The organism is Micrococcus sp. GPGPB33 (genome assembly GCF_037853785.1).
Taxonomy (GTDB): Bacteria; Actinomycetota; Actinomycetes; order Actinomycetales; family Micrococcaceae; genus Micrococcus; species Micrococcus luteus.
This window is the reverse complement of record NZ_JAQMWO010000002.1, coordinates 1,853,327-1,876,990: the sequence shown is the minus strand read 5'-3', so window position 1 is coordinate 1,876,990 and position 23,664 is coordinate 1,853,327. Positions and strand designations below refer to the sequence as shown.

Here is a 23,664-nt window from a genome sequence, read left to right as displayed (position 1 = left end):
GCGCCTCCTTCCCCGCCTCACAGGACGGCTCTTAAAGGATGCGTGGTCCGTCCCGGGGCGCCGGTGGGCCCCCGCGCGGAACGTCGCCGACTCTACCAGCGAGGCCCGCCCCACGGCGCGGATGACGCGGTGCGGGACGGGCCTCGTGACGGAGCTCTCGGCGGCTCAGGCGAGCAGCGTCGGCTTGACCTGCTGCAGGCGGCCGAGCAGACCGTTGACGAACTCGGGCGAGTCGTCCGTGGACAGCTGGGCGGCCAGGGCGACGGCCTCGGAGATGGCGACGGCGTCCGGCACGTCGTCCTGGAACAGCAGCTCCCAGGCCCCCACGCGCAGGATCGCCCGGTCGACGGCGGGCATGCGGTCCAGGGACCAGCCGCGGGAGTAGGAGCTCAGGGCCTCGTCGAGCCGCTCCTGGTCCGCGATGACGCCTTCCACGAGCCGCTGGGTGTAGGCGTTCACCTGCAGATCGGTGCTCTCGCGGCGGGTGCGGATGCCCTCCAGCGCGCTGGAGCCCCGCTGCTCGGCCTCGAACAGGATCTCCACCGCACGCTGCCGGGAGCGGCTGCGCGCCGTGGTCCCCCGCTTGGCAGCGGAGCCGGCGGAGGCCCGCTCAGTCATTGACGCGGCCGAGGTAGTCGCCGGTGCGGGTGTCGACCTTGACGCGGGTGCCCTGCTCGACGAAGAGCGGCACCTGGATCTCGGCGCCGGTCTCCACGGTGGCGGGCTTGGTGCCGGCGGACGAGCGGTCCCCCTGCAGGCCCGGCTCGGTGTAGGTGATCTCCAGGACCACGGACGCCGGCATCTCGAGGTACAGCGGCGTGCCCTCGTGCAGGGCGATGACCACCTGGGTGTTCTCGAGCATGTACTTCGCGGCGTCGCCGACCACGGCCCCGGGCACGGTGATCTGGTCGTAGTCCTTGACGTCCATGAACACGTAGTCCGCGCCGTCCTGGTAGAGGTACTGGTAGTCGGAGCGGTCCACGGTGGCGAACTCGACCTTGGCGCCGGCGTTGAAGGTCTTGTCCACGACCTTGCCCGTGGTGATGTTCTTCATCTTGGTGCGGACGAACGCGCCGCCCTTGCCCGGCTTGACGTGCTGGAACTCGGTGACGTTCCAGAGCTGGCCCTCCAGCTTCAGGACGGCGCCGTTCTTGATGTCGTTGCTCGTTGCCACGTGTGTGTGCTCCCGATCGGTCTCGCGGACCGTCACGGGTCCGCCTGCAGTGGGTGGGGTCTTGGATGTGCGCGGGCCAGTCTACGGGAGGCCCCGCGCGGGGCCGGGGTCAGCGGCGGCTCACTCTGCGATCTCCTGGTACGCCGCGAAGAGCAGGGACGCGTCCGGGATGTCCACGGTGGTGGGCTGCGCGAGCCCGTCCAGCAGGACGAAGCGCAGCTGGTCGCCGCGGTTCTTCTTGTCCCGGCGGATGCCCTCGAGCAGGGTCTGCCACCGGTCCCCGCGGTAGGAGACGGGCAGGCCCAGGGCCGTCAGCACCGACCAGTGGCGGTCCGCGGTGGCGTCGTCGAGCCGGCCGAGGGAGCGGGCCAGCTCGGCCGCGAAGACCAGCCCCACGGACACCGCGGCGCCGTGGCGCCACTGGTAGCGCTCGGCGAGCTCGATCGCGTGCCCCATCGTGTGGCCGTAGTTCAGCGCCTCGCGGGCGCCCGACTCGCGGGGGTCGCGGGAGACGACGTCCGCCTTGACCCGGATCGAACGCTCGATCAGCTCGCGCAGCCGCGCGGAGTGCGGGTTCTGGGCCTGGGCCGGGTCCTCCTCGATGAGGTCGAGGATCGCGGGGTCGGCGATGAAGCCGCACTTCACGACCTCGGCCAGGCCGGAGATCAGCTCGTTGGCCGGCAGGGTGAGCAGCGTGTCCAGGTCCGCCAGCACGCCGGCCGGATTGTGGAACGCCCCCACCAGGTTCTTGCCCTCGGCGGTGTTGATGCCGGTCTTGCCGCCCACCGCCGCGTCCACCATGCCCAGCAGGGTGGTGGGCATGTGCACGACGCGGACGCCGCGCAGCCACGTGGCCGCCACGAAGCCGGCCAGGTCGGACACGGCGCCGCCGCCCACGGAGACGATCGCGTCCGACCGGGTGAAGTCGTTCTGGCCGAGCACCTGCCAGCAGAACCCGGCCACCTGCAGGTGCTTGCCCTCCTCGGCGTCCGGGATCTCGGCGGTCAGTGCGGTCAGGCCCACGGCCTCGAGGTCGTTCTTGACGACGTCGCCGGTGGCCCGGAGGGCGCGCGGATGGATGACCAGCACGCGTCGGACGGTCGGGCCGAGCATGTCCGGCAGGCGCGCGAGCAGGCCCCGGCCCACCACCACGTCGTAGCCGCCGTGCACGGCCGCCTCGTGGCCGCCGGCCACGGGGATGACCGTCACGTCCTCGGGTGCGGCCGGAGCGGCCGCGGGCGCCGCCCCCGGGGTCTCCTGCTCGGTGATGTCCGGCTCACGGTCGGTCATGGGTGTGACTCACTCCTTCGGGGGCGGTGGGCGTCCCCCACGATACGCCAGGCCGCCTCGGCGGCCGTCAGGCCTGTGGTGTCGAGCACGAGGTCGGCGACCTCGCGGTACAGCCCCTCGCGTTCGGCGAGGATGCGCCGCCAGGTCCCGGCGGGGTCTCCGGCCAGGACGGGGCGGCCCGCGCCGCCGCCCACGCGGCGCAGCGCCTCCTCCTCTCCGACCGCGAGGTAGACGACGTCGGAGTCCGGCCCGGCCAGCGCGCGGCGGGTGCCCGGATGCAGGACGGCGCCGCCGCCGCACGAGAGGACGCACGGGGCGGGTCGGCCGAGCACATGGCCGATGACGCGCGCCTCCTCCGCCCGGAACGCGGCCTCGCCGTGCTCGGCGAAGAACTCCGGGATCGGGCCGTGCACCTGGGTGAACAGCTCGTCGGAGTCCACGAAGGGCAGCCCGGTCACGGCGGCCAGGGCCCGGCCGACCGTCGTCTTCCCGGCCCCCATCGGGCCGACGAGGACGATCCGGCGGGCCGGGCGCGCGGCCGGGTCCTCGTCGGCCGCGGCGGCCACCGTGGCCGCGGCCGTCAGGCGCGCCTCGAGGGCACCGATCATGCCCTCCCACGGGCACACGGTGACGGGCCCGGGGACGGGACGCGTGCTCGGGTCCGGTCCCGGGGCCGGCGCGGTCCCGGGGGTGTCGGTCACGGCAGGGGGTCGCCCATCGGGCCGTCCGCCACGACGTCGGCGCCCGGCTCCGGCAGGGCGGGGACCGCGGCCTGGAACGCTTCGAGGTTGCGGCGCGTCTCGGCCACGGAGTCGCCGCCGAACTTCTCGAGCATCGCGTCGGCCAGGACGAGGGCGACCATGGCCTCGGCGACGATGCCCGCGGCGGGCACGGCCGCCACGTCGGAGCGCTGATGGTGGGCCGTGGTCTCCGCGCCCGTGGCGACGTCGACCGTGGGCAGTGCGCGCGGCACCGTGGCGATCGGCTTCATCGCGGCGCTCACGCGCAGCAGCTCGCCCGTCGACATGCCGGCCTCGATGCCGCCGGCCCGGTCGGTCGTGCGCCGGGGGCGGCCGTCCGCGCCGCGGGCGATCCCGTCGTGGGCGGCGGTGCCGCGTCGGGCGGCCGTGGCGAACCCGTCGCCGACCTGCACGCCCTTGATCGCCTGGATGCCCATGAGCGCCCCCGCCAGCCGCGCGTCGAGGCGGCGGTCCCAGTGGACGTGGGAGCCCAGGCCGATCGGCACGCCGTACGCCAGCACCTCCACGACGCCGCCGAGGGTCTCCCCGGCGCGGTGGGCGTCGTCGACCTCGGCGACCATCGCCGCGGAGGTCTGCGGGTCGAGGCAGCGGACCGGGTCGGCGTCGAGGCGGGCCTCGTCCTCGGGGACGGGGAACGGGTGGCCCTCCGGCAGGGCGGCCTCCCCGAAGGCCACGGTGTGGGAGACGATCCGCACGCCGAGCTCGCCGAGGAAGGCGCGGGCGACGGTGCCCAGGGCCACACGGGCGGCGGTCTCACGGGCCGAGGCGCGCTCGAGGAGGGGGCGGGCCTCGTCGAAGCCGTACTTCTGCATGCCGGTCAGGTCGGCGTGGCCGGGCCGTGGGCGGGTGAGCGCCGCGTTGCGGGCCAGACCGTCGAGCTCCTCCGCGGGGACGGGATCGGCGGCCATCACCTTCTCCCACTTGGGCCATTCCGTGTTGCCCACCTGGATCGCCACGGGCGAGCCGAGGGTGCGGCCGTGGCGGACGCCGCCGAGGATCGTCACCGCGTCCTGCTCGAACTTCATGCGCGCGCCGCGCCCGTACCCCAGGCGGCGGCGCGCGAGCGCGTCCTGCACGTCCTGCGTCGTGACCGGGATCCCGGCCGGCAGTCCCTCAACGATTCCTGTGAGCGCGGGGCCGTGAGACTCCCCCGCTGTCAACCAGCGCACCATGGCGTGCAGTCTCTCACGCACGGGGCACCGCGCCGCCACGTGTGACCGGACGGGACGCGCCGGGTGCGGCGTCCGGCACTCAGCCGGCGGCCGGCCCCAGGGCGTCCGCCGCGGCGCGCGTCACCGCCGCCCAGTCCGGCTCGGGCATCCCGGCCGCGGCGCGGGGCCGGGCCGTGAACAGCCGGACCTGCTGGATGCCCTGGTGCAGCAGCATGGACAGCCCGGACGCCACCGGACCGACCTCCCGGGACCAGGCGGACGCCAGCACGGAAGGCCACGGGTCGTAGGCCGCGTCCAGCAGGGGCGGCAGGGCGGCGTCGGCCGGCACGTGTGCGGCCAGGGCGTCCGCGGCGCGCGGCGGCAGGGTGGCGACGACGGCACGCAGCCCCGGCGCCCGCCGGAGCAGATCCGCCTGGGTCAGGGTCGCCCAGCGCAGCCCGAGCGCGTCGGCCAGGGCCGTCACCTCGGCGGCGCGGGCGGCGTCGCGGACGCCGAAGAGCACCGCGTCCGCGCCGAGCGTGGCGGCGGCGAGGACGGCCGCCGTCGCGGTCCCCCCGTTCCCGAGGACGCCGAGGGTCCCGCCCCGGGCGGCACGGTCGAGGCCGGCCGCGGCGAGGGCGCCGAGGATGCCGTCCACGTCCGTGTTCTCGGCGTGGACGACCCCGGGCGCGGAGGGGTGGTCGCGCACGAGGGTGTTCGCGCTGCCCAGGAGCCGGACACGGTCGCTGACGTGCCCGGCGGCGGCGACGACCGCCCGCTTCAGCGGCATGGTGACGGAGCAGCCGAGCCAGTCCTGCCCGCGGGCCGCGGCCGCGCCGCCGTCGGCCGCGCCCGGGGCGCCGAGGTGCTCGGCCGCGAAGGCGAGCACCTCGTCCTCGCCCAGGTCACGGCGGCCGTAGTCGACGTCGAGGCCCAGGACCCGGTAGGCGGCCGTGTGCAGCACCGGGGAGAGCGAGTGGGCGATCGGCCGGCCCAGGACCGCCGCGCGCAGCACGGGGCGCATCAGCACACCCCCGGATTGGAGGCGCAGTAGCGCTGCAGGGTGCGCACGTGCTGCTGGTGCTCCTCATAGGTGCGGGAGAACTCGGTGTGGCCGGTGCCGATGTCCGTGGTCACCCAGTAGTAGGCGTCCGTCTCGGCCGGGTCGAGGGCGGCCTCGACGGCCGCGTCGGAGGGCATGCCGATCGGACCCGGTGGCAGGCCCGGGTGCACGTACGTGTTGTAGGGGTTCGAGGCGTCCTGGCGCTGGCCCGAGGTGAAGCTGAGGCTGCGCACGCCGAGGCCGTACGTGACGGTGGCGTCGATCTGCAGGAGGCCGTGCGTCTCGGTGTTGTCCGGGGCGAGGCGGTTCTCGATGGCGCCGGCGACCTGCCGGTAGTCCTGGGGCAGGGCCTCCGCCTCGAGGATGGAGGCGATCGTGAGCACGCGCTGCTGGTCGGCCGGGTCGCGGATGTCGAGGGCGTCGAGCTCGGCGAGGGTGGGCCGGATCAGGGCGTCGAGCACCTGCTCGGCGGTGGCGTCGACGGGGAGGCGGTACTCCCCCGCGTCGAGCCAGCCCTCGAGCGTGCCCGCCTCCCCGGGGACGCCGTAGCGGGTCGGGTCCTGGGCGGCGGCCTCGAGCTCCTCGCGGGGCAGCCCCGTGGCCTCGGCGACGGCGTCCAGCACCTCGGTGAGCCGCCGGCCGCGCTCCACGAGCACGTAGTGCACGGCCCCGTCCGTGGCGCCCTGGAGCACCGCGAGGGCCTCGGCCGCGGGCATCCGCTCGCGCAGCACGAAGTCCCCCGACCGCACGAGACCGCTGTCCGTGTCCCGGGCAGCGCGCTCGAACGCACGGGCGGAGGCCACGATGCCGGCCCGGTCCAGGCGGGCCGCCACGGAGCCCAGGTCCTCGCCCGGCCCCACCGAGAACGTCACCTCGTCACCCTCGACGGCCGTGTGGTCGGGGCCGCTCAGGAAGCCGCGCACGATCAGCCCGACCACGACGGCGAACGCCACGAGCACCGTGCCCAGCACCAGCGCGGTCCGCCGCCGGTCGGCGCCGCGGTCGACCCGCGGGGCCGGGTGAGACCCGGAGCCCCGGCGACGCAGGAACCTGCGAGGCCGGCGTGGGCCGGCCGCGTCGACCGGCTGGGACGGGGCGCCGAGATCGGCCTCGTCCGCCTCGCCGTGGGCGAAGCCGAACACGTCGAGGTCGTCGTGGACGTCGGCCTCGTCGCCGAGCAGATCGTCCCACTGGTCCTCACGCCGAGCGTGCTGGCGGTCGCCGGTCACCGGATCCGCTCCCGGTCCTGGCCGGCCCAGCGTCCGGTGCGGCGCTGCTCGTCCACGGCGGCCTGCAGGATCGCGACGGCGGCCGCCTGGTCGATCACGCCGCGGCTGTCCTTGACGGACCGGCCCGCGGCCCGCAGTCCGGCCTGCGCGGAGACCGTGCTGAGCCGCTCGTCGACGAGCCGGACCGGCACAGGCTGGCCCGCCTCGACCAGGGCGGCGGCGACGGCGTCCGCGTAGTCGAGGGCGTCCTGCGTGGACGGCGTGTGCTCGCCCCGCAGATTCACCGGCAGACCGACGTACACGGCGACGACGTCGAGCTCGCGTGCGTGGGCGACGAGCTCGTCCACGTCACGACGTCGACGCGCATCCCGCCGCAGGGTGGCCACGGGGGTGGCGATCAGGCCGTCGGGGTCGGCCGACGCGACGCCCACGCGGGCACGGCCGACGTCGACGCCGAGGGTGCGCCCCCGGCGCACGGCGTCGCTCGCCACGGCGGCCCCGTCCTGACCTGCGCTCACGTCCGCCTCAGGCCGCGCGCACCGCGGCGACGACGGCCTCGAGCGCGTCCTCGACGCGCGTGACGTCCTGGCCGCCGCCCTGGGCGACGTCGTCCTTGCCTCCGCCCCCGCCGCCGAGCACGCCGGTGGCGGTCTTGACCATGGCGCCCGCCTTGAGGCCGGCCGCGCGGGCGGCCTCGTTGGTCGCCACGACCACGAGGGGCCGGCCCTTGGCCTCGGCCGTGAGGGCCACGAGCACAGGCGTGCCCGCCGCGTTGCCGCCGGCCGACTCGATCCGGGCGCGCAGGTCCAGCACGAGGGAACGCAGCTGGTCCCCGGCCACGTCGCCGACGTGGTGCGCCAGCACCCGCACCGACGTCCCGGCGGACGTCGTGACGTCCTGGGCCTGCCCGGCGAGCTGGCCGGCCTGGGCCTGCAGCGCCTGGGCCCGCAGCTCCGCGACCTGCTTCTCGGCCGCCTTGAGCCGGTCCAGGGTGGCGCCGATGCGGTCCTTGAGCTCCTCGGCCGGGGCCTTGAACATCTCCGAGAGCTCGGAGACGAGGGTGCGCTCCGCGGCGAGGTGGCGGAACGAGTCCAGGCCGACGAGCGCCTCGACGCGGCGGTTGCCCGAGCCCACGGACTGCTCGCCGAGCAGGGTCAGCGAGCCGATCTGCGCGGTGCGGCCCACGTGGGTGCCGCCGCACAGCTCGCGGGACCAGGCACCGTCGATCTCCACGACGCGCACCCGGTCGCCGTACTTCTCGCCGAACAGGCTCATCGCACCAAGTGCGCGCGCCTCCTCGAGGCTCATCTCCTGGGTGAGCACGGCGTGGTCGTCGCGGATGGCGATGTTCACCACGTCCTCGACCTCGGAGCGGGCCCCGGCCGAGAGCGCCTCGGCCCAGCGGAAGTCGAAGCGCAGGTAGCCCTCCTTGTTGAAGGAGCCGGACTGCGTGGCCTCGGGGCCGAGGACCTGGTGCAGCGCGGCGTGCACCAGGTGGGTGCCGGAGTGGGCCTTCTCGCCGTCGAGGCGGCGCTGCAGGTCGATCGCGCCGAGGGCCTGCGCGCCGGCGGCGACCTCCCCGTCGAGGACCTTGACCCGGTGCACGGACAGCCCCTTCACGGGGGCCTGCACGTCGAGCACCTCGAGGCGGAAGCCGTCGCCGGTGATCAGGCCGGTGTCCGCGGCCTGGCCGCCGGACTCCGCGTAGAACGGCGTGGCGTCCAGGACGAGCTCGAGCTCCGTGCCGGCGCCCGCGGACGCGACCTCCTCGCCGTTCTGCAGCAGGCCGCGCACCACGGACTCGGTGGTGTGCTCGGTGTAGCCGGTGAAGTGGGTCTGGCCCTCGGCGCGCAGGCGCTGGTACACGGCCGTGTCCGTGTGACCGGACTTCTTGGCCTTGGCGTCCGCGCGGGCGCGGTCGCGCTGCTCGGCCATGAGGGCGCGGAACCCGGCCTCGTCCACGGCGACGCCGGCCTCCTCCGCGATCTCGAGCGTCAGCTCGATCGGGAAGCCGTAGGTGTCGTGCAGCTCGAACGCGTCCGGGCCCGCGATGCCGCCGCCCGCCGAGCGGGCCTGGCCCACCGCGGCGTCGAGGCGGGCCGTGCCCGCGGCGATGGTCCGCAGGAACGCCTTCTCCTCGGCGTAGGCGATCCGGGAGATGCGCTCGAACTCGTCCGCGACCACCGGGTAGGTGCCCTTCATCGCGTCCCGGGAGACCGGCAGCAGCTCGGGGAACACGGGCTCGGTGACGCCCATCAGGCGCAGGGCGCGGACGACGCGGCGGATGAGGCGGCGCAGCACGTAGCCGCGGCCCTCGTTGCCGGGACGCACGCCGTCGCTGATCAGCATCAGGGCCGAGCGCACGTGGTCGGCCACCATGCGCAGGCGGACGTCGTCGTCGTAGTGCGGGTCGGCCGGGTCCTCGGTGGAGGTGTAGGAGCGGCCGGCCAGCTGCGCGGCGCGGTCGAGCACGGGGCGGACCTGGTCCGTCTCGTACATGTTCTCCACACCCTGGAGGATCATGGCGAGCCGCTCGAGGCCGAGACCGGTGTCGATGTTCTTGTGCTCGAGCTCGCCGGCGATGTCGAAGTCGTCCTTCGAGCGCACCGCGGAGAGGCGGTACTGCATGAACACGAGGTTCCAGATCTCGATGTAGCGGGTGTCGTCCGCGGCCGGGCCGCCGTCGACGCCGTACGCGGGGCCGCGGTCGTAGAAGATCTCCGAGCAGGGGCCGCCCGGGCCGGGCTGGCCGGTGTTCCAGTAGTTGTCGTCCTTGCCCATGCGCTGGATGCGCTCGGGACGGACGCCCACGTCCTCGCGCCAGATGCGCTCGGCCTCGTCGTCCTCGCGGTACACGGTGACCCAGAGGCGCTCGGGGTCCAGGCCGAAGCCGCCGTCCTCGACCGAGGACGTCAGCAGCTCCCAGGCCATCGGGATGGCCGTCTCCTTGAAGTAGTCGCCGAAGGAGAAGTTGCCGCACATCTGGAAGAAGGTGCCGTGGCGGACGGTCTTGCCGACCTCCTCGATGTCCGCGGTGCGGATGCACTTCTGCACCGAGACGACGCGCGGGCTCGGCGGGGTCTGCTCCCCCAGGAAGTACGGGATGAACGGGACCATGCCGGCCACCGTGAACAGCAGCGACGGATCCGGCGAGACGAGCGACGCCGACGGCACCACGCGGTGCCCCCTGGACTCAAAGAAGGCGGTCCAGCGGCGGGCGATCTCCTGGGACTTCATGCGGGGGTGTCCTTCTGCGTGGTGGTGGTCTGGGGGCGGGCGGCGCCGTGCGACGGCGGCTCCACGGTCTCCCCGGAGATGATCGGCCCCGTGTGGGGCAGGTAGGGCGCGGCCCAGGGGGCCTCGGCGCGGACGCGCTCGGCCAGGCGCCGGGCACCGTCCTGCAGGGCGGCCGCCGCGGCGTCGGCGGCGGCCTCACCGGCCTGGCGGGCCAGACGCTCCGGGTCCAGGCGGGCGGAGAACCCCGCGCGCCCCCCGCGGAGCCAGGGTCAGACGTCGGCGCGTCGGTCGCGTCGGTGGCCGGGTGGGCACGGTCGCCGAGGGCGCGGTGTGCGAACCAGCCGGATGCGGCGCCGGCGCCGACGAGCAGCAGCGAGCGGAGCATGGCGGGGGCCTCCTTCGGACGGCAGGGATTCCGGCCCCACCTTACCGGGCGCGGCGCCGATCCCCGGCGGCGGGCCCGGGGACGCCGCAGGCCCGGTCACCTCCGAGAGGTGACCGGGCCTGCGGGACGCGCGGGGCGCCGTCGTCCGGGACGGACCCGGCCGCGGCGGATCAGCGCGCGTAGTACTCGACCACGAGCTGCTCCTCGCAGGTCACGGGGACCTCGGAGCGCTTCGGGCGACGGGTGAGGGTGGCGCGCAGCTTGTCGATCTCCACGGTCAGGTAGCCCGGGGTGGCGGGCAGGACCTGCTGGTGGGCGCCGGCGGCGGCCAGCTGGAAGGGGACCATCTTCTCCGAGCGCTCGTGCACGTGGATCATCTGGCCCTCCTTCACGCGGAACGAGGGGACGTCCACGCGCTTGCCGTCCACCATGATGTGGCGGTGCACGACGAGCTGACGGGCCTGCTGGATGGTGCGGGCGAAGCCGGCACGCAGCACGAGGGCGTCGAGGCGCTGCTCGAGGAGCTCGACCAGGTTCTCACCGGTCAGGCCGGCGGTGCGCTTGGCCTCCTCGAAGTAGCGGCGCATCTGGGCCTCGCGGATGTTGTACTGGGCGCGCAGACGCTGCTTCTCCTTGAGGCGCACCGCGTAGTCCGAGTCCTGCTTGCGGCGGGCACGGCCGTGCTGGCCGGGGCCGTACGGACGACGCTCCATGTACTTCTCGGCCTTGGGGGTCAGCGCGATGCCCAGGGCGCGGGAGTGCCGCACGGTGCGGCGGGTGCGAAGGTTGCCACTCATGGTGGACCTGCCTTTCCTTGACGTGCGGCACGGTTCGGGTTTGTCTCGAGGTCTCGTCCGGGCGCCGGGGCGCACGGGTCAAGGGGCCTCGAACCTGGCCTCCCCGCGATCCTGAGGAGAGCTGAGGGCGTGCCGCCGCCCGTCATCCACTGATGCGCTGCGCGTCCCTCGCCCGGGCACGCGGGCGTCCGCGGGGATCCGAGCGAGGGGGATGCGTCCGGGGCGCAGCGCCTGCCAGACCGGTCCACCTTACCAGAGCGACGACGACGGGGCGGGCCGGGGCTCAGGCGCGCGGCGTGGCCGCGGTGCCGGGGTCCGCGCCGAGGAGCTGACCGGCCTGGTCCAGGTGGGAGGCCTCGACCAGCACGTCGTACGACTCGGCCTCCATGGTCTGCAGGGACGTGAAGTCGCGCCTGCCGCCGGTGGCCGCGTGGCCGATCGCCCCGAAGACCGCCCCCCACAGGGCGCCCAGGCCCAGGGAGATCAGCAGGATCCAGAGGAACCCGAAGCCGGGGGCGAAGATCGAGAAGAGCAGGCCGAGCAGGAGGCCGAACCACAGGCCCTGCAGCCCGCCGCGGACGGCGGCCTTGCCGGTGGTCATCCGGCCCAGGACCTGCTCCACGGAGCGCAGCCCGGTGCCCACGATGCGCACGCGCTCCACGGGGAACCCGGCGTCGGAGAGCTGGTCCACGAGGGCCTGGGCCTCGGCGTAGGCCGGGACGGAGCGCAGGATGCGGTAGTCGGCCTGCGGGAGGGCGGGGCCGCCGGCGCCGGGGCGGCCGTACGGGGCCGGCTGCTGCGCGGCGGTGTGCTGGGGGTGGACTGCTGCGGAGTGGACTGGGTCATGGGGGCGGCTCCTTCTGTTCCTTCTGTGCGTCGGTGGTGCATGGGGGCGCGAGCGGGCGAGGAGTCGGCGGGCCGACGTCGACCGCCCCGCTCATCCCTGGACAACCGGTGATCCGGGCGTCTTTATTCCGCGCGGCCGCCCGAGGCCTCCGCCCTCGGGCCCGGCGCGCGCTCAGTCGCCGCGGATGATCCGGCGCAGCGCGGCCACCTGCTCGGTGAGCCGCTTCTCGTGTCCGATGGGCTTGGGCCGGTAATAGTCCCTCCCGACCAGGGGGTCCGGCGCGTACTGCTGACGGGCGACGGCGTGCGGCTCGTCGTGGCTGTAGACGTAGCCCTGGCCGTGGCCGAGGGCCGCCGCGCCGGGGTAGTGCGCGTCCCGCAGGTGCGCCGGCACCGCGCCCGTGTGGCCGGCCCGCACGTCCGCGATCGCCTCGTTCACGGCGGTGTAGCTCGCGTTGGACTTCGGCGCGGTGGCCAGATGCGTCACGGCCTGCGCCAGGATGATGCGTCCCTCCGGCATGCCGATCAGCTGCACGGCCTGGGCGGCGGCCACGGCGGTCTGCAGCGCGGTCGGGTCGGCCATGCCCACGTCCTCGGACGCGGAGATGATCAGCCGCCGGGCGATGAACCGGGGGTCCTCCCCCGCCTCCAGCATCCGGGCGAGGTAGTGCATCGACGCGTCCACGTCCGAGCCGCGGATGGACTTGATGAAGGCACTGATCACGTCGTAGTGCTGGTCGCCGTCCTTGTCGTAGCGCTGGACGTGGTGGTCCATCGCCTGCGCGGCGTCCTCCTCCGTGACCGCGACGGCGCCCTCCCCCGCCCGGCCGGCCTCGCGCGCCTTGTCCAGGGCGACGCCGGCCGCGGCCTCCAGCACCGTGAGCGCCCGCCTCGCGTCGCCGCCGGCCATCCGCACCAGGTAGTCCCGCGCGTCGTCCTGGAGCACCACGGCGCCGTTGAGCCCGCGCTCCTGGGTCACGGCACGGTCCAGCAGCCCGACGATGTCGTCGTCCGTGAGGGGACGCAGCGTGAGCAGCAGCGACCGGGAGAGCAGGGGTGCGATCACGGAGAAGGACGGGTTCTCCGTGGTCGCGGCCACCAGCACGACCCAGCGGTTCTCGACGCCCGGCAGCAGCGCGTCCTGCTGCGCCTTGGAGAAGCGGTGGATCTCATCGAGGAACAGGACGGTGGTGCGCCCGTAGAGGTCCCGTTCGCGCTGGGCCTGCTCCATCACCTGCCGCACGTCCTTCACACCGGCCGTGATCGCGGACAGCTCCGTGAACGTGCGCCCGGGGGCGCGGGCGATCACGTGGGCCAGCGTCGTCTTGCCGATGCCCGGAGGCCCGTAGAGGATGACCGAGCTCGGTCCCGCGGCGGAGTCCGGATCGGGCTCGGCGAGCTTGCGCAGCGGGGAGCCCGGCCGCATGAGGTGCCGCTGGCCCAGCACGTCATCCAGCGTGCGCGGGCGCATGCGCACGGCCAGCGGTGCGCCGGGGTGCGGGGCGGCCACGGTGCCGGCCGGGCCGTCGTCGTCGGCCCCGGTGTGCGCGGCGCTGAAGAGGTCGTCCATCGGGTCCAGGGTAGTCCTCGGCCCGCGGGCGCGTGGGTGGCATCCTGGCCGCATGAGCCCCGCCGCCCCGCGCGCCGACCACACCCATGTCCTGCTGCTGCGCGGGATCAACGTGGGCCGGAGCAACCGTGTCGGGAAGGACACGCTGATCCGCTGGGCCCGGGCCGCCGGCGGGGAGGCGGTCACGACCCACCTGGCCAGCGGCAACGTCCTGTTCCGGGCGTCCTCCGACGCGGCCGCCGAGGGCGTGCGGCAGGGGTTCGCGCGGCGGGCGCGTGAGGAGGGCGGCCTCGACGTCCCCGTGGTCCTCGTGGACGTGGGCACGCTCCGGCGCGCCCTGGAGCTGCACGACGCGCTCCCCTGGGCCGGCGGCGAGCCGAAACGCACCCAGCTCACCGTGCTCGAGGACGACCCCGCACCCGAGGCGGCCGCCGCCCTGGCCGCGCTCGACCACGGGGATGGCCGACCCGCGGGGCCGGATCGCACGGCCCTGGAGGGACGGCTGCTGTGGATGCGCTGCGCCGCGGGGGTCGCCGACTCCCCGCTCACCCCGGCTCGCCTCGACCGGGCGCTCGGGGTGCGCGGCACGGCCCGGAACCTCACGACGGTGCGGGTGCTCGCGGGGCTGCCGAGCGAGGACTGACCTCGGCGGACGGCACGCGGGGCGTCCGGGGCGTCGACACCCGCGGGACACCGCGCGCTGGCCGGGACGTCACGGTCCGTTCACATCCGTGCGATGGGGTGACCCCGTCCTCCGCCTCCCTGCCCTGACTGGAGCATCCATGCCTCGCCTCGCACGCCTCGCCACGGCCGTCACCGCCGCGGCCCTGTCCACGGCCTTCCTCGCCCCGGCCTCCCTCAGCGCGCCCGCCCCGCACTCGGCCACGGCCCAGCGCGCCGCCATCGCCGCCAACCCGTCCGGCAAGAGCATCGAGCTCACCCGCGCCGGCACCCACGAGACCGGCGTGTTCGGCGAGTCCGCCGCCGAGATCCCGGCCTTCGACGCGGTCTCCGGCCGCCTGTTCGTGGTGAACGCGCAGCGCGGCGCCGTCGACGTCATGCGCCTGGGCGCCGACGCCGCCCCCGTGGCCGAGCGGACCCTCTCCGCCGAGGGCCTGCGCACCGCGGACGGCTCCGTCACGGACAAGGGCGCCACGGTGAACTCCGTGGCCGTCTCCGGCGGCGTGATGGCCGTCGCCGTGGAGGCCGCCGAGAAGACCGACCACGGCTGGGTCGTGTTCTTCGACACCACCACCCTGCGCTACCTCGGCGGCGTGCGGGTGGGCGCCCTGCCGGACTCGCTGGCCTTCTCCCCGAACGGGGCGTACGTGGTGGTCGCCAACGAGGGCGAACCGGCCGACGACTTCTCCGTCGACCCGGAGGGCACGATCTCCGTGGTCTCCGTGCCGAAGAACGCCCAGCAGTTCTCCCGCCTGACCCAAGACGCGGTGCGCACCGTGGACTTCCGCGCCTACGACGCCGGCACCGCCCTGCCCGCCGGCGTGCGCGTCTCCGGCCCCGATGTGGCCGTGCCCGCCGGTCACGAGCCCGCCGGTCGGGTGGCCCGCAACCTCGAGCCGGAGTACGTCACCATCGACCCGCCCGGACGCACCGCCTACGTGTCCGTGCAGGAGGCCAACGCCGTCGCCGTCGTGGACCTGAAGTCCGCCACGCTGGAGGACCTCTGGGCGCTGACGCCCACCGACTGGTCCACCGAGGGCATGCTGGACGCCTCGGACAAGGACGGCGGCATCGAGCTGGGCCACTGGCCGGTCGACGGCCTGCCCATGCCCGACGGCATCGACACGTACCGCTGGCGCGGTCAGAACCTGGTCGTCACCGCCAACGAGGGTGACGGGCGGGAGTGGGGCGACTTCAACGACTCCGAGCGCGTCAGCGACCTGGACCTGTGCGCCGCCGAGTTCCCGGGGGCCAAGGCCCTGCAGAAGAAGGATGCCCTGGGCCGCCTGAAGGTGCTCACCGACCTCGGCTACGACTCTGAGCGCGAGTGCCACTCCTCCCTGACCACACTGGGCGGCCGGTCCTTCTCCATCTACACCGCGGACGGCACCCGCCTGTTCGACTCCGCCGGCATGATCGAAGAGCAGATCGCCCGGCTCGTGGCCGCCGGCGAGCTGCCGGAGCACGCGTTCAACGCGAACAACGACGAGACCCCGTCCGGGGACTCCCGTTCGGATGACAAGGGCCCCGAGCCCGAGTCCGTGGTGGTGGGCACGATCCAGGGCCGCACCTACGCGTTCGTGGGCCTCGAGCGCATCGGCGGCGTGATGGTCTTCGACATCACCGACCCGCGGAACGCCACCTACGTGGACTACGTCAACGACCGTGACTGGGATGCCGCGGGCGACGACGCCGCGGCCGGCCTGGGTGACATGGGCGCCGAGGGCCTGACCTTCGTGCCGGCCGACGAGTCCCCCTCCGGCACCGCCCTGCTGATCGTCGCCAACGAGGTCTCCGGCTCGACCACCGTGTACGAGGTGGATCCGACCCGTCGTCAGTGATCCGCTGACGCGGACCGGTTCCGGGCGCGTTGCAGAATGGCTGCATGAGAGCCGTTCTGCAACGCGCCCGTTCCGCTTCCGTCGTCGTGGATGGCGAGGTGGTCGGCTCCTTCGAGGGCGAGGGGCTGGTGATCCTGCTCGGAGTGTCAGTCACGGACACGGAGGCCGAGGCCGTCCAGGTGGCCCGCAAGGTGGCCGGGCTCCGCATGCTCGACGGCGAGCGGTCCCTCACCGACGCCGGTGCCCCGGCGCTCGTCGTCAGCCAGTTCACGCTGTACGGCGACGTGCGGAAGGGCCGGCGGCCGTCCTGGACGCGCGCGGCGAAGGGCAACCAGGCCGAGCCGCTCTACGAGCGGTTCACGGCCGAGCTCGAGGCCGCCGGCGTGCGCGTGGAGCGCGGGGTGTTCGGCGCGAAGATGGACGTCTCCCTCACCAACTCCGGGCCGTTCACGCTGATCGTGGACTCGGACGAGCTGGCCGGTCCGCGGCGCGGCTGAGGCGGGCCCGCCGCGGACCCGGATCAGGCCTCCGGCTCGGCCTCGGCCTGCTTCGGCTCCGGCTGCGCGTCGACGCCGGCCTCCTTGCGCTGCTGGGCGGTGATGGGCGCCGGTGCGGCCGTCAGCGGGTCGAAGCCGCCGCCGGTCTTCGGGAACGCGATGACCTCGCGGATCGAGTCGGTGCCGGCCAGCAGGGCGACCACGCGGTCCCAGCCGAACGCGATGCCGCCGTGCGGCGGGGCGCCGTACTTGAAGCCCTCGAGCAGGAAGCCGAACTTCTCGTTCGCCTCCTCCGGGGACAAGCCCATGACCTCGAACACGCGCTCCTGCACGTCCCGACGGTGGATGCGGATGGAACCGCCGCCGATCTCGTTGCCGTTGCACACGATGTCGTACGCATACGCCAGGGCCGCGCCCGGGTCGGTGTCGAAGGTGTCCGCGAACTCCGGCTTGGGCGAGGTGAACGCGTGGTGCACGGCGGTCCAGGCGCCCGCACCCACGGCGACGTCGCCCGAGGCCACGGCGTCGGCCGCCGGCTCGAACATCGGCGCGTCCACGACCCACACGAACGCCCAGTCGGCGTCCTTCGCGGCCACGCCGTCACCGGCATCGGTGAACAGCCCGCAGCGACGGCCGATCTCCACGCGGGCCGCACCCAGCAGCGCGCGGGACTCCTTCGGCTTCCCGGCGGCGAAGAACACGCAGTCGCCCGGGTTCGCGCCCACGGCGGCGGCCAGCCCGGCCTTCTCCTCCTCGGAGATGTTCTTGGACACCGGGCCGGTCAGTTCGCCGTCCTCCTGGATGAGCACGTAGGCCAGGCCCTTGGCGCCGCGCTGCTTGGCCCACTCCTGCCACGCGTCGAGGGTGCGGCGGGCCTGGGAGGCGCCGCCCGGCATCACGACGGCGCCCACGTACTCGTTCTGGAACACGCGGAACGGGGTGTCCTTGAAGTATTCGGTCAGGTCCGTCAGCTCGAGGCCGAAGCGCAGGTCCGGCTTGTCCGAGCCGTACTTCTCCATCGCCTCGGCGTAGGTCATGCGGCGGATCGGCGTCGGGACGTCCACACCGACGAGGGCCCACAGGGCCTTGACGATCTTCTCGCCGAGGGCGATCACGTCGTCCTGCTCCACGAAGGAGGCCTCGATGTCCAGCTGGGTGAACTCGGGCTGGCGGTCCGCGCGGAAGTCCTCGTCGCGGTAGCAGCGGGCGATCTGGTAGTACTTCTCGATCCCGCCCACCTGCAGCAGCTGCTTGAACAGCTGCGGTGACTGCGGCAGGGCGTACCAGGAGCCGGGAGCCAGGCGGGCCGGGACGAGGAAGTCGCGGGCGCCCTCCGGCGTCGAGCGCGTGAGTGTCGGGGTCTCGACCTCCACGAAGCCCTCGCCGTGCAGCAGCTCGCGCGCCGTCCGGTTGACCTCGGAGCGCAGGCGCATGATGCGCGAGGGCTGCGGGCGGCGCAGGTCCAGGTAGCGGTGGCGCAGCCGGGCCTCCTCGCCGACCTCCACGTGCTCGTCCACCTGGAACGGCAGCGCGGCGGCGGTGTTGAGCACCGTCACGGTCTCCGCGATCAGCTCGATCTCACCGGAGGGCAGGTTCGGGTTCTCATTGCCCTCGGGGCGGCGCTCGACCGTGCCGGTGACCTGCAGGACCCACTCGTTGCGCAGCGGGTCGAAGTCCGCCTCGTCCCGCACCACGACCTGGGCGAAGCCCGAGGCGTCGCGCAGGTCCACGAAGGCCACGCCGCCGTGGTCTCGCCGCCGCGCCACCCAGCCGGTGACGGTGACGGTCTGGCCGATGAGCGAGGCGTTGAGCTCGCCGAGGGAGTGGGTGCGCAGCACGAGGATCCTCTCCGTCCGGTCGCCGGACGATGTGCGGGGTTCATGTGATGGTCGACGCCGTGTGATACGCCTGCGGGGCGGGCGCGCGCCGTTCCCGTCAGTCTAGTGCCCCGTCCACACTGCCCCAGCCCAGGAGGACCCCGTCATGACCGCCGCCCTGCAGCGCCGCCTGACCCTGCTCCACGCCGTCGCGATCGGCCTCGGCTCGATGATCGGCGCGGGCGTGTTCACCGCGATCGGCCTGGCGGCCGCGCTCACCGGCGGCCACCCCGGCCTGCTGTACGGGGCCCTGGCGGTCGCGGCCGTCGCGGCCCTGTGCAACGCCCTGTCCACGGCGCAGCTGGCCACCGTCCACCCCGAGTCCGGCGGCGCCTACGTCTACGGCCGGCGGCAGCTGCACCCGTGGGCCGGCTTCGTCGCCGGCTGGGGCTTCGTCACGGGCAAGACCGCGTCGGTGGCCGCGATGGCGGCCACCCTCGGCCTGTACCTCTTCCCCGACGACGCCGCCGCGGCCCGGTGGACGGGCGTGGCCGCCGTCGTCGTGCTCACCGGGGTGGCGATGGCGGGCGTGACGCGGACCGCGCAGGCGACGTTGGCGATCCTCGTGCCCGTGCTCGCCGTGCTCGTGTTGGCCATCGGCGCAGGCCTGGCGCGCGAGGCCCCCGGGGGCTCGGCCGCGGCGCTCGGCGTCGACTCCCCCGTGCAGGGCGTGCTCATGGGCGCGGGCGTCCTGTTCTTCGCGTTCGCCGGCTACGCGCGCGTGGCCACCATGGGTGAGGAGGTCATCGACCCCGCACGCACGATCCCGCGCGCCATCCTGATCGCCCTCGCCGTGACCGTGGCGCTGTACTTGCTGCTCGCCACGGCGCTGATCTCGGGCCTCGGGACCTCCGGGCTGGCCCGGTCCCCGGCGCCCGTGCGCGACCTGCTCGAGACCGCCCTGGGCTCCGGCTGGGGCTGGGTGGCGGTGGCCGGCGCCGCCCTCGCCGCGGCCGGGGCCATGCTCAACCTGCTGACGGGCATCTCCCGCACCGCCCTGGCCATGGCCCGCGAGTCCGACCTGCCCCGCCCCCTGGCACGGGTCCATGCGGGGACCGGCACGCCGTGGACGGCTCAGCTGACGTTGGCCGCGGCCGTGATCCTGCTCCTGCTCACCACGGACATCCTCACCGTGGTGGGCTTCAGCTCGTTCGGCGTGCTCGTCTACTACGCGGTGGCGAACCTGTCCGCCCTGACCCTGCGCGGGGACGACGACGGCCGCCGCCCGGCCCGGCCGCGCCCGCTGCGCCCGCTGCGCGTGCCCCGCGCCGTCAACGTCCTGGGCCTGGCCCTGTGCCTGCTGCTCGCCCTCAGCCTGCCGCCGATGTCCGTGGCCGCGATGGCGGGCGTGTTCCTGATCGGGGTGGGCGGGCGCGCGTTCGTGCGGGCCGGGCGCCGGGGCCGGTGACCCGACGCGCAGACACCCACCGCCGCCGCACACCGGGGCCGGCATAGCGGCCGCGTCCGCTCAGTCCTGCGCGCGGGCGACCTGCGGCAGCAGGTCCTCGGCCGGCGGGGTCCAGTCGGCCGGGTCCGCGGCGTGCTGCTCGCCGGAGCGGATGTCCTTCACCTCGTGGACCCGCGCGCCGGCGTCGTCCCGACCCATGAACCAGACGAACGGGATGCCGCGGCGGTCCGCATACTTGATCTGCTTGCCGAACTTCTCCGCGGACACCGCGACCTCCGCGGGGATGCCGCGCTCCCGCAGCAGGGCCGCGACGTCCTGGGCCTCGGACCAGTCCTCGTCCGCCGTCAGCGCCACGTACACCGCGGTCGGCACGGAGCGGGAGGCCACGGCCATCTGCTGGGACAGCATGCGCATCACCAGCCGCGTCACGCCGATGGACAGTCCGACACCGGGGAACACGCGGTTCCCCTTGGACGCGAGCGCGTCGTAGCGGCCGCCCGAGCAGATCGAGCCGAGCTGCTCGTGGCCCACCAGGACGGTCTCGTAGACGGTGCCCGTGTAGTAGTCCAGGCCGCGCGCGATGGACAGGTCCGCCACGGCGCGCCCGGGGGCGCGGCGGTGCAGGGTGGCGACGACGTCGGCCAGCTCGGTCAGCCCCTCCTCGAGCAGCTCGTGGGTCACCCCCAGGGCGCGGACCCGCTCGACGAACGAGGTGTCCGACGTGCGGATGTCCGCCAGGGCCAGCGCCTGCGCAGCCTGCTCGGGGCTCGCGCCGACCTCCTCCTGGAGCAGCCGCGCGACCTCCTCCGGGCCGACCTTCTCCAGCTTGTCGATGCTGCGCAGCACGCCGGCGGTGTCCTCCAGGCCGATGCCCCGGTAGAAGCCCTCGGCGAGCTTGCGGTTGTTCACGCGGATGAGGAAGTCGCCGATCGGCAGGGCGCCGAGCGCCTCGGCCATCACCAGTGCGACGTCGGCGTCGTACCGGGGCGAGAGGGCGCCGTCGCCGACGACGTCGATGTCCGCCTGGGTGAACTCGCGGGCGCGGCCCTCCTGAGGGCGCTCCCCGCGCCAGACCTTCTGCATCTGGTAGCGACGGAAGGGGAAGGCGAGGTGGCCGGCGTTCTCCACGACGTAGCGGGCGAACGGCACGGTGAGGTCGAAGTGCAGGGCCAGGCGCTTGGGGTCGGCCGGGTCCTTGGGATCGCGCAGGCCCGCGGCGACCTCCTCGTCCTCGGCCAGGCGCGAGACCGCGTAGACCTCCTTGTCCACCTCGCCCTTGCGCAGCAGCTGGCCCAGGGTCTCCACGGCACGGGTCTCGATGCCGGCGAACCCGTGCAGCTCGAAGGTCCGCCGCAGCGTGTCGAGCACGTGCTGCTCCACGAGCCGCTCGGCGGGCAGCCACTCGTGGAAACCGGACAGGGAGGCCTTGCGGGACATGGCGATCCTTCGAGACGACGACGGCGGGGACGCGCGACGGTCCCCCGCCGGCGCACCGGCCCATTCTAGGCGCGGGCGCTGTCCGGCCCGGTACGCTGGCCCTGTTCGTGTCCATCCCGACCGGCCGCATCCCTCGACGACTGCGTGCCGGCGCAGTCAGGGAGAGTTCCAGCGGTGACCAATCACATGCAGCCCGACGACCAGCAGTCCCCCGCCACCGAGTCCACCCCCGCGTCGGCCGAGGCCGCCGATACGACCGTGCCCGCCGAGGCCCGGCCCGTCCCCGAGATCGTCCCCGACGCCCCGGCGCACGGTGATTCCTCCCAGCCCGCCGAGACGCCCGCCGTGCCCTCCCCGGCCGCGATGAAGAAGGCCAGCCCGGCCGCCGTGCGCCCCGCGACGCCCGCCGCCGCGTCCGTCGCCCCGGCCCCCGTCGTGGCCCCGACCGTGCCGCCCACCCCGGTGGAGGAGGCCGCCAGGTTCGCCCGGGTGAGCGAGGACGGCCACGTCACGCTGCTGGACGGGCAGGAGGAGCACGCGGTCGGCCAGGTGCCGGACGCGAGCACCGAGGACGCGCTGGCGTACTTCGTGCGCAAGTACGACGACGTGCGCGCCCAGATGGCCCTGTTCGAGCAGCGCATCGCCGCCGGCGCCCCCTCGGGTGAGCTGGGCCGCGCGCTGGGTCAGATGACGACCGCGGTGAACGAGCGCCACATGGTCGGCGACATGGACGCCCTCCGCACCCGCCTGGCGGCCCTGGAGACCCTCCTGGGCGACTACCGCGCCGCGGAACAGGAGGCCCGGCAGGCCGCCCAGGCCGAGCAGCTGGCCACCCGCGAGGCCATCGTCGCCGAGGCCGAGACCTTCGCCCAGACCCCGGCCGAGCGGATGCCCTGGAAGACCGCGTCCAAGCGCATGACGGAGCTGTTCGAGCAGTGGAAGGCCGCCCAGAAGGCCGGTCCGCGTCTGGCCAAGTCGGTCGAGGACGACCTGTGGAAGCGCTTCCGCGGCGCCCGCACCACGTTCGACAAGACCCGCCGCGCCCACTTCTCCCGGCTGGACGCCGCCTCGGCCGAGGCCAAGCAGGTCAAGGAGCGCCTCATCGCCCGCGCCGAGGAGCTGTCCACGTCCACCGACTGGGGCGTGACCGCCGGCAAGTACCGCGACCTGATGGACGAGTGGAAGCGCGCCCCCCGGGCCTCCCGCAAGGAGGACGACGCCCTCTGGGCCCGCTTCCGCGCCGCCCAGGACGTCTTCTTCGCCGCCCGCAAGGCCGCGAACCAGGAGATCGACCGCGAGTACGGGGCCAACCTGAAGGTGAAGGAGCAGATCCTCGCCGACGGCCAGAAGCTGCTCCCCTTCACGGACGTCAAGGCCGGACGGCGCGCGCTCAACGAGCTGCGCGGGCGGTGGGAGGATGCCGGCCGCGTGCCCCGCGGGGACGTCCGCCGGATGGAGGAGGGCTTCCGCAAGCTCGAGGACGCCCTCAAGCAGGCGGAGAACGAGCACTGGCGCCGCACCGACCCGGAGACCAAGGCCCGCACGAACTCCGCCCTCACGCAGCTCGAGGAGACCATCGCGGGGCTCGAGGCGGATCTCGCCCGGGCCCAGGCCCGGGGCGACCAGCGCGCCGTCAAGAAGGCCCAGGAGGCGCTCGACGCGCGCCTGCAGTGGAAGCAGGCCCTCGAGGCCTCGGCCTCCGAGCTCCGCTGAGCCCCACCCGTCTCGAGCACGCCCCCGCGGCCCGCCTGTCCACAGGCGGCCGCGGGGGCGTCCCCGTCTCTGGCAGGATCCGGGCATGACGACCGTGACGATCGAGGAGACCGCCCCGACCGGGGCACTCGTGCTGGCGGGCGACCCCTTCACGGAGCCGGAGCTGCAGGCGCTCGGCGCGCGGGGCGCCGTGCGGCCGCTGCTGCCCGGGGTGTGGGCGCGGCCGGACGCCGCGGACGATCCCGCGGTCCGGGCCGCTGCCCTGTGGACCCTCGGCGGCCCGCTCCTGGCCGCCGGCTGGACCGCGATCGGCCCGTCGGCGGCCTGGATCCTGGCCGGCGGCGCGGCGCCCGGGCGGCTGCACGCGGCCGTGCCGCACTTCCACCGGCGCCCCGCCGGCGGGGGCCTGCTGCCCTGGACGCTCACGCAGTCGGACGTCGCGGCCGATGCCACGGGCGTCGCCCCCGCCGAGCACGACGTGCTCCGCTTCGGCCCCGTGCGGGTCACGACGCCCGCCCGGACAGTCGAAGACCTGCTGCTCAGCGCCGACCCGGATGCGGCGCGGCGCGCGGCCGCCGTGATCGGCGCCCACGGCGCCGCCGGGCTGCGGGAGCGGCTGGCCCGCCGGACCCGCCGTGCCGGCGTCGTGGCGGCCCGGCGCCGGCTGGGCGCGCTGCTGGCGGCGCTGGACGTCCCCGACTGAGGCC

Annotated in this window: 20 protein-coding genes; 6 read left to right on the top strand and 14 right to left on the bottom strand. The window is 74.5% G+C overall.

Annotated features, from left to right (window positions below; all coding sequences use genetic code 11):
* Nucleotides 1-165: 165 nt before the first annotated feature.
* From nusB to POD19_RS08890, 12 genes are all read right to left on the bottom strand, one after another.
* Nucleotides 166-618 (bottom strand): transcription antitermination factor NusB, encoded by a 453-nt coding sequence (gene nusB, locus POD19_RS08945; protein ID WP_044659811.1) that lies wholly within the window; start codon nucleotides 616-618, stop codon nucleotides 166-168.
* Nucleotides 611-1,174 carry an elongation factor P gene (efp, locus tag POD19_RS08940; RefSeq protein WP_002857030.1) on the bottom strand — a complete coding sequence of 188 codons (564 nt, stop codon included), beginning with the start codon at nucleotides 1,172-1,174 and terminating at the stop codon, nucleotides 611-613. The genes nusB and efp overlap by 8 nt, the downstream gene beginning before the upstream one ends.
* Nucleotides 1,175-1,294: 120 nt before the next feature.
* Complete coding sequence (gene aroB, locus POD19_RS08935) at nucleotides 1,295-2,464, bottom strand: 3-dehydroquinate synthase (RefSeq protein WP_081097731.1); 1,170 nt, start codon at nucleotides 2,462-2,464, stop codon at nucleotides 1,295-1,297.
* Nucleotides 2,461-3,165, bottom strand: coding sequence for a shikimate kinase (locus POD19_RS08930; RefSeq protein ID WP_044659812.1), 705 nt, complete (start codon nucleotides 3,163-3,165; stop codon nucleotides 2,461-2,463). The genes aroB and POD19_RS08930 overlap by 4 nt, the downstream gene beginning before the upstream one ends.
* Nucleotides 3,162-4,397, bottom strand: coding sequence for a chorismate synthase (gene aroC / locus POD19_RS08925; RefSeq protein ID WP_036336604.1), 1,236 nt, complete (start codon nucleotides 4,395-4,397; stop codon nucleotides 3,162-3,164). Before aroC ends, POD19_RS08930 begins: the two co-directional genes overlap by 4 nt.
* Before the next feature lie 79 nt (nucleotides 4,398-4,476).
* Nucleotides 4,477-5,400 carry a shikimate dehydrogenase family protein gene (locus POD19_RS08920; RefSeq protein WP_036313793.1) on the bottom strand — a complete coding sequence of 308 codons (924 nt, stop codon included), beginning with the start codon at nucleotides 5,398-5,400 and terminating at the stop codon, nucleotides 4,477-4,479.
* Complete coding sequence (locus POD19_RS08915) at nucleotides 5,400-6,668, bottom strand: endolytic transglycosylase MltG (RefSeq protein ID WP_136939976.1); 1,269 nt, start codon at nucleotides 6,666-6,668, stop codon at nucleotides 5,400-5,402. Before POD19_RS08915 ends, POD19_RS08920 begins: the two co-directional genes overlap by 1 nt.
* Complete coding sequence (ruvX, locus tag POD19_RS08910) at nucleotides 6,665-7,186, bottom strand: Holliday junction resolvase RuvX (protein WP_051995205.1); 522 nt, start codon at nucleotides 7,184-7,186, stop codon at nucleotides 6,665-6,667. Before ruvX ends, POD19_RS08915 begins: the two co-directional genes overlap by 4 nt.
* A 7-nt stretch (nucleotides 7,187-7,193) precedes the next feature.
* Nucleotides 7,194-9,905 carry an alanine--tRNA ligase gene (alaS, locus tag POD19_RS08905; protein WP_036313688.1) on the bottom strand — a complete coding sequence of 904 codons (2,712 nt, stop codon included), beginning with the start codon at nucleotides 9,903-9,905 and terminating at the stop codon, nucleotides 7,194-7,196.
* A 555-nt stretch (nucleotides 9,906-10,460) separates the two neighbouring features.
* On the bottom strand, nucleotides 10,461-11,087 hold the full coding sequence (rpsD, locus tag POD19_RS08900) for a 30S ribosomal protein S4 (protein ID WP_036313685.1): 627 nt from the start codon (nucleotides 11,085-11,087) through the stop codon (nucleotides 10,461-10,463).
* Nucleotides 11,088-11,370: 283 nt separating this feature from the next.
* On the bottom strand, nucleotides 11,371-11,817 hold the full coding sequence (locus POD19_RS08895) for a general stress protein (RefSeq protein WP_036313790.1): 447 nt from the start codon (nucleotides 11,815-11,817) through the stop codon (nucleotides 11,371-11,373).
* 288 nt (nucleotides 11,818-12,105) lie between these two features.
* Complete coding sequence (locus POD19_RS08890; protein ID WP_020621559.1) at nucleotides 12,106-13,503, bottom strand: replication-associated recombination protein A; 1,398 nt, start codon at nucleotides 13,501-13,503, stop codon at nucleotides 12,106-12,108.
* Between the two features lie 52 nt (nucleotides 13,504-13,555).
* Between POD19_RS08890 and POD19_RS08885 the strand changes: the two genes are divergently transcribed.
* From POD19_RS08885 to dtd, 3 genes are all read left to right on the top strand, one after another.
* Nucleotides 13,556-14,146 carry a DUF1697 domain-containing protein gene (locus POD19_RS08885; RefSeq protein ID WP_020621558.1) on the top strand — a complete coding sequence of 197 codons (591 nt, stop codon included), beginning with the start codon at nucleotides 13,556-13,558 and terminating at the stop codon, nucleotides 14,144-14,146.
* A gap of 139 nt (nucleotides 14,147-14,285) precedes the next feature.
* Entirely contained in the window at nucleotides 14,286-16,025 is a 1,740-nt protein-coding gene (locus POD19_RS08880) for a choice-of-anchor I family protein (RefSeq protein WP_020621557.1), read from the top strand.
* Between the two features lie 44 nt (nucleotides 16,026-16,069).
* Complete coding sequence (dtd, locus tag POD19_RS08875; RefSeq protein ID WP_036313682.1) at nucleotides 16,070-16,522, top strand: D-aminoacyl-tRNA deacylase; 453 nt, start codon at nucleotides 16,070-16,072, stop codon at nucleotides 16,520-16,522.
* 23 nt (nucleotides 16,523-16,545) lie between these two features.
* Here the strand turns inward: dtd and aspS are convergent, their stop codons facing one another.
* Nucleotides 16,546-18,360, bottom strand: a complete 1,815-nt coding sequence (gene aspS, locus POD19_RS08870; protein WP_136939975.1) for an aspartate--tRNA ligase — start codon at nucleotides 18,358-18,360, stop codon at nucleotides 16,546-16,548.
* Between the two features lie 145 nt (nucleotides 18,361-18,505).
* On the opposite strand from aspS, the gene POD19_RS08865 reads away from it, so the two are divergent.
* Nucleotides 18,506-19,807: an APC family permease gene (locus POD19_RS08865; RefSeq protein WP_136939974.1), complete on the top strand. Its 1,302-nt coding sequence runs from the start codon at nucleotides 18,506-18,508 to the stop codon at nucleotides 19,805-19,807.
* A gap of 60 nt (nucleotides 19,808-19,867) precedes the next feature.
* Here the strand turns inward: POD19_RS08865 and hisS are convergent, their stop codons facing one another.
* Complete coding sequence (gene hisS, locus POD19_RS08860) at nucleotides 19,868-21,244, bottom strand: histidine--tRNA ligase (RefSeq protein ID WP_036313678.1); 1,377 nt, start codon at nucleotides 21,242-21,244, stop codon at nucleotides 19,868-19,870.
* A gap of 174 nt (nucleotides 21,245-21,418) precedes the next feature.
* Between hisS and POD19_RS08855 the strand changes: the two genes are divergently transcribed.
* Complete coding sequence (locus POD19_RS08855) at nucleotides 21,419-22,957, top strand: DUF349 domain-containing protein (RefSeq protein WP_036380974.1); 1,539 nt, start codon at nucleotides 21,419-21,421, stop codon at nucleotides 22,955-22,957.
* An 85-nt stretch (nucleotides 22,958-23,042) separates the two neighbouring features.
* Nucleotides 23,043-23,660, top strand: coding sequence for a hypothetical protein (locus POD19_RS08850; protein WP_036380977.1), 618 nt, complete (start codon nucleotides 23,043-23,045; stop codon nucleotides 23,658-23,660).
* Nucleotides 23,661-23,664: the final 4 nt, after the last annotated feature.